An 18,772-nucleotide genomic window follows, 5' to 3' on the forward strand; every position below is an offset into this window, starting at 1 on the left:
CGAATGCGATGGGGGTATCCATTTCCTCGTCTACTTCAGAATATTCCTTCTATTCCTGTGTCCGAATCTGCGATTTTTGATTCGAACTCTGCCAAGCTTGAAATTGTTCCAAGGTTTCTCGTATTCGGCTGTCGAGTCTCGAGACTGCTACCGTTACAATCTCCTCGGGAACGCCGCCATAAAATGCTTCAGCGATGCCACCCGCAATACAAGCCATGGTATCGGCATCACCACCCAGCGAAATTGCATTGCGGACTGCGTCTTCGTAACTACTCGATTCCAGAAAAGCGATGATCGACTCCGGAACAGAACCCGCGCAAGAAACATCGAAAATATACCCCGCTCGAATCTCTCTCAAGGATCTCGAGAGCTCATAATGAAATGTCGTTTCGATGTACTTCTTTATCTCCGGCTTCGCATGCCCCGTTCGTGCTAAAAATATCGCGGCGGCCGTGGCCTGGGCACCGACAATCCCTTTGGGATGATTATGCGTTACCTCGGCGGACTCTCTGGCCTTTTCCAAGACCGAATCAAGATCCGAAAAAGCCCAGGCCACGGGACTGACCCGCATGGCCGAGCCGTTCGCCCAACTGTTGTATGGCTCGCGATTTTTCTGCAGAGCCCAGGAAATAAACATACCGCCATAACCCGCGTTGGGATATCGCAAGAACCAGCTTTGCAAAGTGTTGATTAAATCACCACCGGTCATCAACCAGTCTGCTACCGCCACGGTTAAAACGGTATCGTCAGTAAAGCAGGAATGCGGTACGAATAAATCGAACTTCTTGAACTTCGTTCCTTTGCCTTCATGGACGGAACCGATAATATCCCCGACGATTGAACCCAGCATCTCGAATCCTCCCCGTTGGGAAAGGACAACACCAGTGACTAATCTCGGCTTGATTTTACTCGCGAAAGGAACCTGTTAGGTACCTCCGGCCGCCTATCGAATAATCGAAAGCGACGGGTGACACTGGCACCCCATCTCAATAAACGCAAGTCCCTGTACAATCTAGACTTGGGTGGCACTGTCTATCTGACAGTGCCATTGAGAAATCCTCGATTTTCAATAACAAAGGACCTCTTTTCAACTCAAAAGAAATTCACGCCCTGGCAGTTCGATTCCTCTCCAATCCCCAGGAAGACCATGAACAACTGGCAAATCTTGATCTCGCTTTTCAGAGTCTCCTGGGAGTAAAACTTAGCCGAGGACCACTTCCAATCGGCGGGTGGCGGATAGCCAGCTGGACCCAAAACATTACCTGCCAATGACTTACGGTGATTCTAAAAGGGTACCAGTGCCAACCGCCGTCGATTCGAAATATAATTTGATAAGTCGGAATAAGGCCTTACGATCTGTGTCCAAGGCAACAAACTAGGTAAGTGTTATGATCACAGAGACTTTGTTCTTCAACAGGCAACAAAATACTGGGTGGCATCGTGCCTTTCTGTCTGAATTTCTTCAAGCTCACGAGATGCGAATTCTCTCTAGAATCGAGTCCACAATTTCTGAAGAGATATTCGAGGAATCGTACCTCGTAGGGTTGCTCGAAGAGGCAACTATCATCAAGCCTCTCCGACTTAATTTCGACGATATTGAACGTGAAAATCCGAGACTGGAAGCATTTCTAGCATCGCCAAATTCGACAGGATTTAATTTTTATCCAGGCCACCTGCCAGCGCCTCAACGATACGTAGTCCGATGCAAAATTAAGTATGAAGGCACGGCTGATTTATTGTTGCTCTCCCCTAGAAATGGCACCTCAGTCTTGCCTGTAGGTCGAATCGATGGGAATAAGATTCTATTCGATCTTCCACTACCAGTGGATATGTCAAAAAAGAAACAGTTTGAACATGATCTAAATCAGCGTAAAGAGGCTTTTCGCAAATACTCTGAATTCGCTAACGAAGATCTCTTCATTTCGCAAAGAGGTCTTAGCCAGAGAATCAAGGTCTGTTATGAGTCGAAATTCACAGAGTTGCATGCAGTATATGGCTTAATAAATTCCCCAGGACTAAAATTGTCAGAGGTTAGGCAGCCATCCCAACCAAATGGATCCCAACCGTTTACAAAGAATGCTTTTGAGCCTCAACCCTCACAAGTTATCGTGAATAATATCACTGTGATTTACAATACTATTGAAAAGTTTTTTAAAATTGATCAGACAAACAACACCTCGGGGGGAGATGTGAATAATGCATATTAACCAAACAAACAATACCTCGGGAGGAGATGTGAACAATAACTTCTCTTTCGAAGGAAATTCTGTCCAAAGCCAAGGCGATCATAGCAAGATCGAGATCCAAAAAGAGGAAGGGCTTGTCGAGAGTATCAAGAAAATATTTCGCTCGATTAAGGCATTCTTTGGTAAGAAGTAGTCTCGAAATCTTCGAGCTTGGATATCAAAAATACAAACTATTTCGCGATACGTTTTTTCTTATCTTCTCCAGGCTGGCTAGCATCACCGCGGGGTGACACTGGCATCCCATCTCAATAAACGCAAGTCCCTGTACAATCTAGACTTGGGTGGCACTGTCTATCTGACAGTGCCATTTAGAAATCATCGATTTTCAACAACAAATCACCCTATTTCAACCCAGAAGGAATTCACGCCCCTGAAAGTCGTACCCACGCCAATCTCCAGGAAGACCATGAAAACTGGCAAATCTTGATCTCGCTCTTCCGGACTTTGCTGTGTGTAAAACTTGGCCGAGGACCACTTCCAATCGTTGGGGTAGCAGATAGCCACCCGCCGTTTCGATATAACTCTCGCTTTCGGATCGAATTTGTTTCGAAGTTGGCGAAAACTCTCTCTGATTTCTCTTTCTCAGGCACGGGCAGATAGCCAGTGCCATCCAAAACATTACCTGACAATGACTTACGGAGATTGTTTCGGTGCATCAGTGCCTTTGCCACACAACTCACTTTGCCAGTCACTCCTCTCTCGATTACTCTACAGCGTGCAGGGAATCGGTCCATTTCAGGATTACAAAAGCCTGCACGCGAGCTTCGTCAGTTCGATCCTCGCAGTGATCCTACCAGCAGTTCAGAACTTTCCAGAAAGGGAGGTCATCGATTGGGTTCAAAATCGGTTTACGACGAATCACCCCAAAACAGGCGTATTTCCCAAGAAATAACCTAAGGTCATCAAAATCGCGTTTTCCACTATGTGAAAAATGATGATCTGATGACCTCTCTAGGGAAATCCCGGAAAGAAAGGCCCTTCTTGACCCCAAAATGTCCGGAATTTCTGAGATATCTCGTCAAAATCGAAGTGTCGTATGCACTCTAGATCACTGAGGAATCCACACGAAGCTTTTCTTGGTCTCCGGGCTCGCCGTGAGTGTTCCAACCGCCCCAAATTGCAACAGTTCCTGGAGTTCCCAATCGCGGTGAATTCCAGCGGTCGTCCCTCGGCAACGAAAAAGCGGAACCGGTCCTCAAGCTCCAACGGAATTGATCGATCTGATGCAACGCCGTCCTCCCGAGTGAATTTCAGTGATCACAAATAGCCCTATCGTCGCTGACTGGCATCCAGGAAAGATCACTCTCTTCCGGTACGAACGGCCTCGGAAACTTCGGCCCGTTAGCACTCTCGAAGGATTTTCTTTATCGCCCTCAACCTTGAGCCCCGGCTTAAAATCACTCGCCGGGCACACTCCGGCGCCTAAAATCACTTACAGGCAGTAGCGAGAGCGGATTCGTTATCCCATCGAGATTTTCAATTCCGATACTTAGGCTTTTCCATGCTGGTAGGTCAGACCATCGGTGAAGGTGACAAGTCGCTGTACATTGAGAAAGAACTCGGCAGCGGGGCCATGGGCTCCGTTTTCCGGGCTCGCTTTCTCAAGGACAACACGCTGACGGCCCTGAAAGTCATCGCCTTCGGTCTGGCCGACAACGAAACCGCCCGGGCCCGCTTCGACCGCGAGGCCAAAATCCTCAAACAGCTCAAGCACCCTAACATCACCCGCTACTACGGCAGCGGCCACATTCGCAAAACGCCGTTTTTCATGATGGAATACGTCGAAGGGGAATCGCTCGATCACCTGCTCGAGCGGCGCGGCAAACTCCCCTGGGAAGACGTGGTCATCTTCGGCAAGCAGCTGGCGGCCGCTCTCGAGCACGCGCACGAAAAAGGGATCATCCATCGCGATCTGAAGCCCTCGAACATCATGCTCACCAAGGGGGGCACGGTCAAGCTGACCGACTTCGGGATCGCCAAGGATGTCGATCTGACTGCGCTCACCGGAGCCAACAACACCATCGGCACCGCCGCTTACATGTCGCCCGAACAATGCCGGGGAGAACGCAACCTCGGCCCCAAATCGGATATCTATTCGTCCGGGGTGGTTTTCTACGAACTGCTCACCGGCCGAAAGCCCTTCGTCCGGGAAACCTCCATCGATCTGTTCATGGCGCATGTGAACGATCCTTTCGAGCGTCCCAGTCGGCTCGTTCCCAACCTGCCGATGTGGCTGGATACGCTCGTCTGCCAGATGCTGGAAAAGAAGCCGGAATTCCGACCGCTGGACGCCGCGACGGTGGGCCGGGCGCTCCAGGAAATCGAAGATAAAGTCGCTTCGCATAAGAGTGTGGGGGCGGAAGTGGCCAACGCCCGGGTGATCGACCGAATTCAGATGACTTCGCCGCCGGATGAATCGGATCGGGAAGCCACCCGGGTCATTCGATCTTCTTCCAAAAAGAAGAAGGTCAAAAAGAAAACCATCCCCTTTTATCGCAAGCTCTGGTTTGCGCTAACTCTCATTGGCCTGTTCGTGATCGGAGCCGGGATCGGCCTCTACCTGGTAACGCGGCCTGGCGATCCCAAGATCGCTTTCAACCAGGCGATGGAAGAAAAGGACGAGGCCACCAAGGAGCAATTGCTCAGCGCTTATCTCAAACGGCAATCCGGTAACAAGGATGCCGACTGGCAGCGCGCCAATGATGAGTTGTTCGGCCTGAAGGCCAAGAAGATCGATCAGGCGATGTGGAATCGCGTTCGGGCGAAACGGCTGAACCCGGAAGAGGAATACGACAAGCAGGCGTATGCGCTGGTTATGCAGGGCTACAAACTCGAAGCGGAGGGTAACACCAACGGCGCGCTCGAACAATGGATCGATCTGGAGAAGAACTGGGTGAAACAGGAGAACGAAGAGCTAGCTCTCTGGGGCTGGATCGGCCGCCGTCATAAGCAATTGATAAGCGAGGCCGACGGTCTGGAAAAGAGGATGCTCGCCACTCTGCTGAGGGCCCGGGTCGATGAGGAGGAAGCGACACTCGAAGGCGACGACACCAAGCGAACCTACGAAGCCCTGCGACTCGAACTTCTTGGCGATTTACGCGCCGAGCTGAGCGAAGATAAAAAAGGGCCCGTCGGCGATCTGGCGGGGGCGAAGCAGGCCTGGAAATCCCTGCGTGACGATCGGGAAAAGGATAAGCCGATCGATCAGCGCGTTTACTTGATTCTGGCCGCCCGTCATTTCCGCGATCTCGATCCGCAAAAAGCTTCCGAAGCGACCCCGGAACAGCGCGAAGAGATGGTCCGCGGCTTGCTGAAGTGGGCCCTCTCCGTTCAGAAATCGGAGAATCTCATCGTACTTCGGGATATGCGCAATACACTTCGGGATATTCGCGACCTCTACAAAAATGCCCCCTCCCCGCTCGATAAAATCGCTATCGAAGCGGATAGCGAACTGCGTAAACTCAAAAAATAATAGCTGCCCTTTGAACCGCCGGTTACGATAAATTTCGGACCGGCGAATTTTTCCCGGACGGACGCTCTACCATGTCATCTACCTATATTCCTCGCCCGAAAAGTCAGGCCGCTTTCGAACGCGCTCAGAAAGTGATTCCCGGTGGAGTCAACAGTCCCGCTCGAGCTTTCGGTGGAGTGGGTGGAACCCCCTTGTTCATCGCGCGAGCCGAAGGACCGTATCTCTACGATCTCGACGGCCATCGCTACCTGGATTACATCGGCTCCTGGGGGCCCATGATTCTGGGGCACTGCCATCCCAAGGTGGTGGCCGCCGTGCTGGAGGCGGTGCACAACGGCAGCAGCTACGGCGCCCCATGCGAAAAAGAATCGGAACTGGCCGAGCTGATCTGCAGTCTGATGCCGAGCATGGAAATGGTTCGGATGGTCAGTTCCGGCACCGAAGCAGCCATGAGCGCGGTACGGCTGGCCCGCGGCTACACCGGCCGCAATCTGATTGTGAAATTCGCCGGCTGTTACCACGGCCACGTCGATGCCCTGCTCGTCTCGGCCGGCTCCAGCGCCTTGACGCTCGGCGTGCCAAGCAGCCCCGGAGTACCGGCCGGCTGCACGCAGGATACGGTTGTGCTGCGCTACAACGACTGTCAGGCGCTGCGCGATCTCTTTGCCACTCGCGGGAACCTGATCGCCGGGGTAATGCTGGAACCCTTTGTCGGCAACATGGGACTCGTCAGCCCTTCCAAAGAGTTCCTCGACGAACTCTGGAAACTGACACGCCGTCATGGTAGCCTGCTGATATTCGATGAAGTAATGACCGGCTTCCGGCTGGCACCAGGCGGTGCCCAGGAACTGCTGGGCATCAAGCCGGACGTCACCGTCCTGGGCAAAATTATCGGCGGCGGTTACCCGGTCGGCGCCTATGGGGGCCGGGCGGAAGTGATGAAGAAGATCATGCCGGCCGGGCCGGTTTTCCAGGCGGGCACGCTTTCGGGAAATCCGGTGGCGATGGCGGCCGGATTAGCCACTTTAAAAGAGTTGCGGGATAATCCACCCTACGCTCAACTCGATCAGCTATCAAAACGGTTGTGCGACGGACTCACCCAATTCGCGACAGCGAGGAATATTCCTCATCAGATTAATCGCATCGGCAGTATGTGGACGCTGTTTTTCACAGGTACGCCGGTGGTCGATCTGGATACCGCCAAGACCAGCAATACGGAAAAATTCAGCCGGTTCTTCTGGTCGATGATGGACCGCGGAGTTTACCTTCCCTGCAGCCAGTTCGAAGCCGCCTTTACCTCCGCGGCCCATACGCCGGAGATGATCGATACTACTCTGCAAGCGGCCCGCGAAGCCCTGAACAAGCTGTAGTCGCCGAGGTTTTTTCGATTTGAGACGCGAAACTTGGACGCCCCGATGAGCCTCGCTACATTAACTGCACAGGCATAGTTTCCTCTCCTCAACCATCTACAAGGTCAACTGCATGCAACGTATCTTCCTCGCATTGGGATTGCTGTTGCTCACCACCGCGGGTGCAACCGCCGGTCCCAAGATCGAGCGCGTCAAATTCGGCACCCTGCCGGACGGTACCGAAGTCGATCTCTACACCCTGACGAACGGCAACATGGTGGCCAAGATCACCAACTACGGAGGCATCGTCACTTCGCTGATGGTTCCCGATAAAAACGGCCGGCCGGTCGACGTCGTGCTCGGCTTCGACAACCTCAAAGATTACGTCGATAGCAGCCCGTACTTCGGGGCCATCATCGGACGGGTCGGCAATCGCATCGCCAATGCCAAGTTCTCGCTCGATGGCAAAGAATACAAGCTCGATGCCAACAACCCCCCGCACAGTCTGCACGGCGGCAAAAAGGGCTTCGACAAGCAAGTCTGGAAAGCCTCGCCGCGAATCATCAAGGACAACCCCAAACTGACTTTAAGCTACGTCAGTAAAGACGGCGAAGAGGGCTATCCCGGAACTCTGACGGTCACCGTTGAATATACGCTGAAAGATAATGCCCTGATGATCGATTACACCGCTTACACCGACAAAGCGACTCCGGTGAATCTCACTCATCACAGCTATTTCAACCTCAGCGGCCACAACGCGGGCGAAATTCTCAATCACGATTTGATGATCTTCGCCGACAAGTACACGCCCGGAGATAAAACGTTGATTCCGACCGGCAAAATCGAACCGGTCGAAGGCACGCCGCTCGATTTCCGCATGAGCACTCCCATCGGCAAACGACTGAAAGACACCGGCCTCGACCCGGTCGGCTACGACCACAACTACGTTCTGCGCGGCCAAAAAGGACTGGTGGAAAAAGCGGCGGAAGTCTCTTCACCGGTGACAGGTATCAAGATGCTGGTGCTGACCACGGAGCCGGGTCTGCAATTCTACACCGGGAATTTTCTCGGTAAGGAAGTGGGCAAGGGCGGATCCAAGTACCCCAAGTACGGCGCGTTCTGTCTGGAAGCTCAGCACTATCCCGATTCGCCCAACAAGCCGGAGTTTCCGTCGATCACACTGAAACCGGGCCAGGTCTACAAGCAGAAGACCACTTATGAATTCGGCACGAAGTAAAACAGTTTGCAAGATCGATCAGGCTCCTCGCGAGCCTGATCCCACATATCTACCGCTAATTCAGCGTTCGTCCCAGCGGCCCCGCCAACATTTTCAACGAATCGATCAACTTCGAAAAGGCTGCGAAATTCAGCGATTGCGCGCCATCGCTCATTGCCTTGTCGGGATCGGGATGGATTTCGATCAAGAGGCCGTCGGCCCCCGCCGCCAGGGCCGCTAAGGCCATTGGAGGGACATACGGCCGTTTACCGGTGCCGTGACTGGGATCGACGAAAATGGGAAGGTGGGAAAGCGATTTACAGGGTGGGATGACCGAAAGATCGAGCGTGTTTCGCGAATGGTCTGAAAAGGTACGTACGCCCCGCTCACAGAGGATGACCTGATAATTGCCCCCGGCCATGACGTACTCGGCGGACATCAGCCATTCTTCCAAGGTCGCACTCATGCCGCGTTTCAACAGGACCGGCTTGCGGGCCAGACCGACGCGTTTCAACAAGGCAAAATTCTGCATGTTGCGGGTGCCGATCTGGATGATGTCGGCCGCTTCTTCCACGATATCGGCGTTTTCGGTATCCATCAGTTCGGTGACGATGCCAATACCGGTATTCTTGCGAACGCGTTTGAGAATCTCCAAGCCTTCTTTGCCCATCCCCTGGAAGGAATAGGGACTAGTACGAGGTTTGAAGGCTCCGGCCCGCAACATCTTCACGCCGATGCCCATCAGAAACTCGGCGGTCTGTTGAATCATCGCTTCGTTTTCCACGGAACAGGGCCCGGCAATCATGGTGAAATGACCCGGTCCGACCGTGGTTTGCGGGAATTCAATTTTGGTGTCCGTCGGGTGCATTTCCCGCGAGGCGAGTTTGAACGGCTTGGTGACGCGGATACACTCCTTGACCCCCTCGAGCACTTCGAAGGAACGGGAATCGACGGCTCCCGTATTGCCGGTGATGCCGATAGCTGTCCGGGTGGCTCCTGGTAAAGGATGGGCCGTCAGCCCCTGCGCGGCAATGGCTTTCAGTACGTGCTCGATCTGATCCTTGGAAGCGCCGGATTGCATCACTACCAGCATGGAAGAACTCGTTTCCGCAAAAACAAGAAAACACGACCGCGAGCGAAAACCTATTATAGTCTCTCAGGGCGCAGGATCATCCCATAGGACAATCCGGTAATGGCCGAAGTTCGCGATTCAGAACCCGTTTCTCAAGACTGGCCGGAGGAATACCAGCCGGCCGTCGACCGACTGGGCAAACCGCTGGCGGAACATCACTTTCCGGAGAACGAGTATCGCCGACGCATGCGCCGCGTCTGGCTGATGCTTATTACGTCGATTCTCTGGCCGATTTTCAGCTGCATTGGCGGCTTTCTCATCGGCTTGGGCTTCAACGCCAGCTTCCTCACCCTCTATCTGGTTGTGTTCGTCTTCAGCGTCTGGCAGTTCCGGGTGACCCGGCTCAACCGCCGGGCGCGAGTATTGCGCTTTGAAACCGGGCTCTTGATCTGGCAGAAAGGCAAACTGGTCAGCTTTCCCTGGAGTGAAATTCAATCGGCTTTCATTCACTCGGATAATCTCTCCCGGCTGACCTTGCAGGCCGGGCCCGGCTATCACTATCTGAATATTGAACCCCGGGATTCCCATTGGCTGCGACGCTTCACGCTCCTGTTCCGGTTGTCGCACACGCAGATTCAACTGGTCCGGGACGATGGCGCGGAGATCAAACTCCCCGGCTACCTGACCAATTTTTCCGAGTTGCTTCGGGAAGTGCAGATGCACATCTATCTGAAGAACTGGGATCGGCTCTGGGACGATTTTATGCAGAATCAGATGGCCCATTTCGAGCGAAAGTATTACCACCTGGGTTTAGGTTATAGCACTCTGGTGAAACTGAAAAAACTCGAAGATCTCATCACCCTGAACTGGCAGGGATTCCGGTTCGCAGTGTTCGGAAAGAACAACGTCTGGCGCACGGTCGCTTGGTCCGATTACAAGAGTTTGAGAATCAGCAACTTCCTGATTGTAGAAACGCCCAGCCGCTGGCGCGTTTATAATTTAGGAGCGCTGGCCACTCTCGAGAATCCCCACATTCTGATTCATTTTTTTAATGAAGCTTACAACTGGTACTGCCATCTGCGTGAGAGCGAAGATCCTTCCTCGGCGGTGGAACTGCAGGACTAAAACCGCCCGGCTTCGCTGTGAAAAAACCGTCGAAATGGTACTATAGAGTTGTCATTCAGAAGAAATTTTTTTGCGGAAATACTCGTGAGCCAACCTTTACCAATTATCTATCTCGCCCGCCACGGGGAAACCCCCTGGACCCTGACCGGCCAGCATACCGGCATGAACGACATCGCCCTGACCGAACGGGGCGAACGAAACGCCAAGCGCCTGGGCGAACGCATTGCCGGGCTGAAATTTCCGCACGTCTTTACGAGCCCGTTGCAGCGGGCCCGCAAAAGCTGCGAACTGGCCGGATTTGGTTCCGTGGCTAAACTCGATGCCGATCTGGTGGAATGGAACTACGGTCAGTACGAAGGGAAAACCCGCGCGGAGATTCGGGCCGGCCGACCCGATTGGAACCTGTTTCGCGATGGCTGCCCGGGAGGAGAAAACCTCAGTGATGTGGTCGTACGAGCCACCCGGGTAATCGAACGCCTTAGGGCAATAGATGATGTCGTACTACTGTTTTCCAGCGGCCATTTTCTGCGCGTCCTGAGTGCCTGCTGGTGCGGTTTCGATCCTCAAGCGGCCGGTCATATGGTTCTGAGCACCTCGTCGCTCAGTATGCTGGGTTACGAACACGATCGACAGACTCCCGCCTTGGCGTTGTGGAACGAGACGCGACACGTGGGCGACTAAAGCGAGTCCCGATTAACTCACGGCGGAGGCCCCGAGGTCGGTGTGAGTAATGGCCCGGCTCGCTCGCCGACGGGGTGGACACAAAATCAGCGTCAGTAAGACCAGGCTGCCGAATCCCAGGTAGCCGACGGTGAATACCCAGTGCGGGGCGTCGTAGAAAATCAGGCTGTGCAGCAATCGGCCGAGGAAAGTTTCACCGGTCGTTTCCTGACCGGCCAGCACCCGAAAATGCTCTTCCCAAACCGAGAGCGGACAGCGAATGTCCTGGATTTCCTCGTAAACCACAATCGCCATCATGATCAAATGTGACGAACGGAACCAGATATTGCGTATCCACTTCCAGCCTAGAACCCAACCCAGCCAGATGAGGAATTGACCCAGCACCACGTAAGTGACATAAGCCACATGGACGCCAACAATCAGATCGGCGAGGAATCCGTACATAGTATCTCCAAGGTCTGAGGAGCGCAGAAGCGCCCACGGCCGTGCGAGGACAAATTAAGGGAGTTAAAGATCCTTAGAAAAAAAGGATCCCGGTAAGATCGCGATCTGAAGTTAAGATGCCGGGGGTCTAAAATTATTCCCGGCCAGTCCAAAAATGACAGCCATTTTCTTAGAAGCGCTGGTTAAGCGAATTGGAAATCGGTTTTTACCTGGACGCTTCCTGTTTATAGATTTTGCCTCCCTTCATCACAAAGGAAACCTTTCGCAACGCTTTGATGTCCTGAACTGGATCGCCTTCCACGGCGATCAGATCGGCCAGCAGTCCCGGCTTGAGGTTCCCTCGATCTTTCAGATGCAGCGTGCGCGCAGCTACCGAAGTCGCGGCCTGCAAAGCCGCGGGCGACTTCATGCCATATTCCACCAGTAGTTCCAGTTCGCGATAGCCTTCGCCGTGCGAGAACACGCCGACATCGGAACCATTCACTATCGTCACGCCGGCGGCCAACGCTTCCTTAAAAGCCGCCTTGACGCTTCGAAGCCTCGCTGGCTCCGGAGAGGTACCGGGCTGCCAGCCCGCATAACGCGAGGTGGCATCGTAAGCGGCCAGGGTCGGGCAGAGCGCGACATTCTTGGTAACCATCAAGCGGAAGATTTCGGCATCGCCGCCATAGCCATGCTCGATGGTTTCCACACCCCCTTCGATGGCCCGCCGCATCCCCTCTTTGGTAGTGGCATGTGCAACCACCGGAACTCCCGCGGAACGCGCGGTTTCCACGATCAATTTCAACTCTTCCACTGAGAAGGTGGCGCGGTTGCCATAATCCGAGTAGATCTTAATGCAATCGGCCCCTTTACCTAACTGATCCCGAACCACTTTTCGAAGCGATTCTCCATCGGCCTCTTCCGCTCCTTGCGGGATGTGCCATTCCGGGGCAAATCCCTTCGGAGCGTAAGTCCCCGTGGCGACGATGGCCCGGGTGGTTACCAGCATATGCGGACCCGGAATAATCCCCTGCTCCACCGCCTGCTTCAAGCCCACATCGGCATAGCCTGCTCCTTCAGTTCCCAGATCGCGAATGGTGGTGAAACCGGAAAGCAGTTGGGCCTTCAAGTGATTGGTCGCCCGGCAGACTCGCAAGGCTTGCGCTTCTTTCAGCACCTGATCTTCCCAGGAGGTCTCGTTATAAGCGTGCAACAAAACGTGCGTGTGAGCATCGATCAAGCCGGGCAGTAAAGTTGTGCCAGGCAAGGGAATCGATTTAACCTCCTCTTTCGTGGCCGTTTCCTTGGGTGGACCCACATACTCGATGCGTTCGCCCCGGACACGTACCACCCATCCTTCGTGCATCTCCACTCCATCGAAGACTCGCGCGGGAATCAGCAGCAGAGCCTCTTTCGGAGCCGTCGGTTTTGTGGCCGGGGGCTGAGCCGGGAGAAAGGCCGTGATCAGAAGTGAGGAAGCGATAACACAGAAAAGACGAAACATGGCCGAACCTCCAGGGAAGCTTTGTCCGAGAGTTAATTTATCAGATTCACCTCCTCTGGAAGGCTTCGGAAATTCCGCTCTATGTCGGTCTGTCATATTTTGGAAATATTAAACCGAATGGTTTATAATTATTCCGAGGTCGATATACTAAACCAAATGGTTCTAGATAAATCTCCAAAATTGGATCGCGTCTTTCACGCTCTGTCGCACCCGGCCCGGCGGGCCATCCTGCGCCGCTTGACCGATCGCGAGCAGAATCTGAGCGAATTGTCCGCTCCGCTGCGGATGTCGTTCCCGGCTGCTTCAAAGCATATTCGCGTACTGGAGCGAGCTCAACTGGTTCGCCGCCGTGTGGTCGGTCGGAATCATCTGTGTCGCATTGAAGGAAAACCGCTGGCGGAAGCCAGCGCCTGGCTGGAAGGCTACCGCCAGGTTTGGGAAGAAAACTTCCAGCGCCTGGACACCCTGCTGGAAGAACTGAAAGCCCAGGATACGGAACCGGGTGTTCATGCCTCGAAAAGGAAACGCCAGTGAATTCAAACTCTCAACTCCAAGTGGAACTTCAAGGGGATCGTGAAATCCGGATCACCCGGGAGTTCGATGCCCCGCGCCAGCTCGTCTGGAACGCGCTCTCTAAACCGGAGTATCTGAAGCGCTGGCTACTCGGTCCACCCGGCTGGACGATGACTCAGTGCGAAGAAAACCAGCAGGTCGGGGGAGAATTTCGCTATGTCTGGGTCGGGCCGGATAACATGCAAATGGCCATGCACGGTAAATATCTGGAAGTTGTGGCACCCGAGCGTATTGTTCGGACCGAAAGCTTCGATTTGGGCTGCGCACCCCAGGCGGGGGAGCAGCACTGCACTTTGACTTTAAAAGAAATCGGCCTGAAAACCTTGCTGCGCATTATCGTTAAGTATCCTTCGAAAGAAGCCCGCGATGCAACTATCGCATCGGGTATGGAAAAAGGTATTGCTGCCAGCTACGACCGGCTCGAAGGTATGATTTGCACGAAGGGCTTCCGCAAACCGGGGCAGTTCTGCTGGATCAATATGCTGACACCGCAACCGGACGAAGCGCGGGACTTTTTCGGCAAAGTGTTGCAGTGGACCTTCTTCGAGATGCCGGGGGTCGGACACGGTATACGGGTGGCCGGTAAGAACATCGGCGGGATATTCGATATCCATTCGCCTCAAACGCCGCCGGGCACTCCGCCGCATATCGGCGTGATGGTGAAAGTGGAAAACGCCGACGCCATCAAGGACCGGGTAAACGAACTCGGCGGTAAAGCTCAGACCCCCTTTGATGTTTTTGATGCCGGCCGGATGGTGGTTTGCCAGGATCCCGCCGGCGGTCGCTTCGATGTCTGGGAACCGAAAAAGATGCAGGGTACCGAAGTAGATGCCAACGAAATCGGCGCGCCGAGCTGGTTCGAATTGATGTCTAATGAAACTGTGGTCGCCGCGAAGTTTTATTCAGATCTGTTCGGGTGGACCTCCGAAGCAGTACAGGGAGGACCGATTCCTTACACGGTTTTTCGCCAGGAGGCTGTGGCGGTGGCCGGGATGCTGCAGATCACCCCGGAAATGGGGAGCATGCCGTCGAACTGGGCCACATACTTCACGGTGAAGAATCTGGATGAGTGTCAGTCTCTTGCCCGCGAACTGGGCGGCAACATCTGCATGACGACGAAACAGGCACCGGGGGTAGGCCGCTTCTGTGGACTGGTCTCGCCTCAGGGAGTCTACTTTTACATGATGGAATTCGAGCATGCTTGATCAAAATTTGGTCAACCTCAGTTAGAGCCCAACGCTTTTCCGTGCGTTGGGCTCCCCACTTTTACCCGTATTGCCCCATATTCTGTCCCACTTCGCTTCTCCCGTTCAAATCTCATCAAATTTGAATTTTAAACTCTTCAATTATTCGCTATCGGGGATAATGAGGTTTGATAGAGTGAACCCGTATTCCTCCCTCGAGGTCGCGCCATCGTGACTACTTCCGCTTCGACACCCGCCGCCCTGCTTCCGATAAGTCACGTGCTGACAATCAACGGAGGCTCCTCAAGTATCAAATTCGCCCTCTTCGAATCGGGAGAGCCCCCACGGCGAGTACTCAGCGGATCGGTGGATCGCATCGGAAGTCCTAACAGTATTCTGAAAATCCAAAAACATTCCGAGCCAGCGGAATCGATTTCCGTGCCGGAGATGAAACCGCCGCAAGCTCTAGAACTGCTTCTAGATCGGTTGGAAGCGATCTTTCCTCTCCATTCGCTCTCGGGCATCGGCCACCGGATTGTACATGGCGGACCAGATCATCTGGAACCGCAACGGATCGGCGCAGAGTTGCTGGCCGACTTGAAAGCGGTAGTACCTCTCGATCCCGATCATCTCCCCTCGGAAATCGCTCTGATCGAATCACTTCGCCAGCGACTGCCGGAAATTCCTCAAATCGCCTGCTTCGACACGGCCTTTCATCGCCATATGCCGCTCGTGGCCAAATTGTTGCCCATCCCCCGAAAGTATCTGGATCGCGGCATTCATCGCTATGGTTTTCACGGTCTCTCTTTCACCTACCTGATGGAAGCACTCAGCCAGCATGGTGCCGAGAGCCAAGGAAAAGTCCTCCTCGCCCATCTCGGATCGGGCTGCAGTCTGGCGGCCGTGCATCGGGGACAATCGCTGGATACCACGATGGGTTTCACACCGACCGGCGGCCTGATGATGGGCACCCGTACCGGCGATCTCGATCCGGGGATTTTGATTCATCTGGCTCGAGCGGAGAATTTGTCTCCGCGCGATCTGGACCGGCTGGTGAATAAAGAATCGGGACTGCTAGGGGTATCCGGCGCTAGCTCCGATCTGCGCGATTTACTCTCCCGACAGGAGCACGAACTGGGAGCGGCCGAAGCCGTCGAATTGTTCTGCTATACGATTCGCAAAGAAATTGGCGCTTACGCGGCAGTGCTCGACGGGTTGGAAACATTGGTTTTCGCCGGCGGCATCGGCGAGCACTCACCGGAGGCGCGTAGACGGATTTGCGAGGGGTTGAAATACCTCGGTGTCGAACTCGACGCCGTGGAGAATGCGAAGAACGCCGCGGTGATTTCAACCGAAAAAAGCTCGGTCATCGTTCGGGTGATCCCGACCGATGAAGAGAGTGTGATCGCGAAAATAGCGTTTAAGCTCATTGCGGAAAATCGTTAAGTCGCCTCGAACAACGTTCGGAATTCCTGGGGGAGGAACAAAAAAATGATCGCGCCGGTTACGGATGAATTTCTCGCAAAAATGGATGCTTATTGGCGAGCGGCCAACTATCTCTCCATCGGCCAGATCTATCTGCTCGATAATCCGCTGTTGAAAACGCCGCTGACGCATCAGCACATCAAGCCGCGCCTCTTGGGTCACTGGGGCACCACGCCCGGTTTGAATCTCGTCTACGTGCATTTGAATCGACTGATTCAGGAACGCGATTTGAATGTTCTGTACATTGCCGGGCCGGGGCATGGCGGGCCGGGGATTGTCGCGAACGTCTATCTCGAAGGAACCTATACCGAAGTTTACCCTCAGATTTCCCGCGACGAGGCCGGCCTGAAAAAGCTGTTCAAACAATTCAGCTTCCCCGGCGGCATCGGCAGCCATTGCACTCCCGAGACGCCCGGTTCGATTCATGAAGGGGGGGAGTTGGGCTATTCTCTCTCGCACGCTTTCGGCGCCGCGTTCGATAATCCCGATCTGTTGGTGGCCTGCGTGGTCGGGGATGGCGAAGCCGAAACGGGCCCCTTGGCAACCGCCTGGCATTCGAACAAATTTCTCAACCCGGCTCAGGACGGCGCGGTCCTGCCCATCCTGCATCTGAACGGCTATAAGATCGCTAACCCGACGGTGCTCTCGCGGATTCCCAAAGAGGAATTACAGTCGCTCTTTCAGGGCTACGGCTACGCCCCGATTTTCGTCGAAGGCGATGATCCGATGATCGTGCATCGCACTTTCGCCATCGCCCTGGAATCCGCCGTGCTGGAGATTCAGCGAATTCAACGGGAAGCGCGCGAAAAAGGTAACCGCCAGCGCCCCGTCTGGCCGATGATCGTTCTGAAAACTCCCAAAGGCTGGACCTGCCCCAAGGAAATCGACGGTAAACTCACCGAAGGTTCGTGGCGCAGCCATCAGGTGCCGATGGGGGATATGCGTTCCGATGAGCATCTGAAAACCCTGGAAACCTGGCTGAAAAGTTATCGCCCGGAAGAACTTTTCGACGAGAAGGGCGCCTTCAAACCGGAACTGGCCGCTCTGGCTCCCCAGGGCACCCGACGCATGGGGGCCAATCCCCATGCCAACGGCGGCATACTCCTGAAGGACCTTCAACTTCCCGATTTCAAAAAGTACGAAGTGAAAATCGGTCAGCCGGGCGATACCAATTCGGAAGCCACCCGCGTGCAGGGAATGTTTCTACGGGATGTGATGAAGCGGAATGCGGAGGCGAGGAATTTCCGCTTATTCAGCCCGGATGAACTGGCTTCCAATCGCTGGCAGGATGTTCTGGAGGTGACCGATCGCGCCTTCGATGGGATTATCGATCCCAAAGATGGCACTCAGGAGTCCCCCGAAGGCCGCGGCATGGAAATGCTCTCGGAGCATCAGTGCCAGGGCTGGCTGGAGGGTTACCTACTAACGGGTCGGCACGGCTTCTTCTCCTGCTACGAGGCCTTTGTTCACATCGTCGATTCGATGTTCAACCAGCACGCCAAGTGGTTGAAAGTCAGCCGCGACATCGCCTGGCGCAAACCGATCGGAAGCCTGAACTATCTGTTGAGTTCGCACGTCTGGCGGCAGGACCACAATGGCTTCAGCCATCAGGATCCCGGCTTTCTGGATCACGTGATCAACAAGAAGGCGGAAGTCGTGCGCGTCTATCTGCCGCCCGATGCCAACTGTCTGTTGAGCGTGACCAACCACTGTCTGCGCAGCCGGAATTATGTGAACGTAGTTGTGGCCGGGAAGCAACCGGCCCCGGTCTGGCTGACCATGGAGGAAGCCGCCGAGCACTGTACGAAAGGGATCGGCATCTGGGAGTGGGCTTCGAATGATAACGGCACCGAACCCGATGTGATTATCGGCTGCAGTGGCGATGTGCCCACCCTGGAAGCTTTGGCGGCCATTGCTCTGATACGCGAGCAGCTACCGAAGTTGAAAGTGCGGCTGGTTAACGTCGTCGACCTGATGAAACTGCAGCCGGCGAGCGAACATCCGCACGGGTTATCGGATGGCGAATTCGATCAATTGTTCACTCGGGACAAACCGGTGATTTTCGCTTTCCACGGCTACCCGTGGCTGATTCACCGCTTGACCTATCGCCGAACTAATCACGGTAATCTGCACGTGCGTGGCTACAAGGAAGAGGGCACCACCACCACGCCGTTCGATATGTGCGTGCTGAATCAGATCGACCGTTACAATCTCGTGCTCGATGTCATCCACCGCGTTCCCGGATTGCGGGATCAGGCTCAGAGTACCGTTTCCTATATCCTGGGAAAACTGGTAGAGCATCGAAAGTACATTACCGAACATGGGATCGACTTGCCGGAGATTCTGAACTGGCAATGGAGTGGTCGAGCTGCGGGCAAGCCGGGCCGCGGAGATACCTCCGCCGATAACGTGTAAAAATCATCGCGAAATCTAATAAGT

14 protein-coding genes are annotated in these 18,772 nt (G+C 54.4%); 10 read left to right on the plus strand and 4 right to left on the minus strand.

The annotated features are described in order from the left end of the window. Positions 1-49: 49 nt before the first annotated feature. On the minus strand, positions 50-850 hold the full coding sequence (locus KIH39_RS19435; protein ID WP_213494889.1) for an ADP-ribosylglycohydrolase family protein: 801 nt from the start codon (positions 848-850) through the stop codon (positions 50-52). Positions 851-1,388: 538 nt separating this feature from the next. On the opposite strand from KIH39_RS19435, the gene KIH39_RS19440 reads away from it, so the two are divergent. From KIH39_RS19440 to KIH39_RS19455, 4 genes are all read left to right on the plus strand, one after another. Further along, positions 1,389-2,207 (plus strand): hypothetical protein, encoded by an 819-nt coding sequence (locus KIH39_RS19440; RefSeq protein ID WP_213494890.1) that lies wholly within the window; start codon positions 1,389-1,391, stop codon positions 2,205-2,207. A 1,540-nt stretch (positions 2,208-3,747) separates the two neighbouring features. Further along, positions 3,748-5,718, plus strand: a complete 1,971-nt coding sequence (locus KIH39_RS19445; RefSeq protein WP_213494891.1) for a serine/threonine-protein kinase — start codon at positions 3,748-3,750, stop codon at positions 5,716-5,718. A 71-nt stretch (positions 5,719-5,789) separates the two neighbouring features. Further along, positions 5,790-7,088, plus strand: a complete 1,299-nt coding sequence (gene hemL, locus KIH39_RS19450) for a glutamate-1-semialdehyde 2,1-aminomutase (RefSeq protein ID WP_246539349.1) — start codon at positions 5,790-5,792, stop codon at positions 7,086-7,088. A gap of 112 nt (positions 7,089-7,200) precedes the next feature. Further along, a complete protein-coding gene (locus tag KIH39_RS19455; protein ID WP_213494892.1) occupies positions 7,201-8,304 on the plus strand; it encodes an aldose epimerase family protein in 1,104 nt (367 codons plus the stop codon). Between the two features lie 55 nt (positions 8,305-8,359). Here KIH39_RS19455 and aroF read toward each other — a convergent pair whose 3' ends face one another. Further along, the gene (aroF, locus tag KIH39_RS19460) at positions 8,360-9,376 is read right to left on the minus strand and encodes a 3-deoxy-7-phosphoheptulonate synthase (protein ID WP_213494893.1); all 1,017 of its coding nucleotides are present in this window, start codon (positions 9,374-9,376) and stop codon (positions 8,360-8,362) included. 99 nt (positions 9,377-9,475) lie between these two features. Here aroF and KIH39_RS19465 point away from each other — a divergent pair, with 99 nt between their 5' ends. Continuing rightward, positions 9,476-10,480, plus strand: a complete 1,005-nt coding sequence (locus KIH39_RS19465) for a YdbT family protein (RefSeq protein WP_213494894.1) — start codon at positions 9,476-9,478, stop codon at positions 10,478-10,480. Between the two features lie 84 nt (positions 10,481-10,564). After that, a complete protein-coding gene (locus KIH39_RS19470; protein ID WP_213494895.1) occupies positions 10,565-11,161 on the plus strand; it encodes a histidine phosphatase family protein in 597 nt (198 codons plus the stop codon). Positions 11,162-11,173: 12 nt separating this feature from the next. Here the strand turns inward: KIH39_RS19470 and KIH39_RS19475 are convergent, their stop codons facing one another. Then, positions 11,174-11,605 (minus strand): DUF2784 domain-containing protein, encoded by a 432-nt coding sequence (locus tag KIH39_RS19475; RefSeq protein WP_213494896.1) that lies wholly within the window; start codon positions 11,603-11,605, stop codon positions 11,174-11,176. A gap of 205 nt (positions 11,606-11,810) precedes the next feature. Continuing rightward, positions 11,811-13,091: an amidohydrolase family protein gene (locus KIH39_RS19480; RefSeq protein WP_213494897.1), complete on the minus strand. Its 1,281-nt coding sequence runs from the start codon at positions 13,089-13,091 to the stop codon at positions 11,811-11,813. Positions 13,092-13,247: 156 nt separating this feature from the next. Between KIH39_RS19480 and KIH39_RS19485 the strand changes: the two genes are divergently transcribed. From KIH39_RS19485 to KIH39_RS19500, 4 genes are all read left to right on the plus strand, one after another. Beyond that, positions 13,248-13,625, plus strand: a complete 378-nt coding sequence (locus KIH39_RS19485) for an ArsR/SmtB family transcription factor (RefSeq protein ID WP_213494898.1) — start codon at positions 13,248-13,250, stop codon at positions 13,623-13,625. Continuing rightward, positions 13,622-14,869, plus strand: a complete 1,248-nt coding sequence (locus tag KIH39_RS19490; RefSeq protein ID WP_213494899.1) for an SRPBCC domain-containing protein — start codon at positions 13,622-13,624, stop codon at positions 14,867-14,869. The genes KIH39_RS19485 and KIH39_RS19490 overlap by 4 nt, the downstream gene beginning before the upstream one ends. A gap of 210 nt (positions 14,870-15,079) precedes the next feature. Then, complete coding sequence (locus KIH39_RS19495) at positions 15,080-16,294, plus strand: acetate/propionate family kinase (RefSeq protein ID WP_246539350.1); 1,215 nt, start codon at positions 15,080-15,082, stop codon at positions 16,292-16,294. A 45-nt stretch (positions 16,295-16,339) separates the two neighbouring features. Continuing rightward, the gene (locus tag KIH39_RS19500; protein ID WP_213494900.1) at positions 16,340-18,748 is read left to right on the plus strand and encodes a phosphoketolase family protein; all 2,409 of its coding nucleotides are present in this window, start codon (positions 16,340-16,342) and stop codon (positions 18,746-18,748) included. Positions 18,749-18,772: the final 24 nt, after the last annotated feature.

Origin of the sequence: Telmatocola sphagniphila, from assembly GCF_018398935.1 — a bacterium.
Classification (GTDB): Bacteria; Planctomycetota; Planctomycetia; order Gemmatales; family Gemmataceae; genus Telmatocola; species Telmatocola sphagniphila.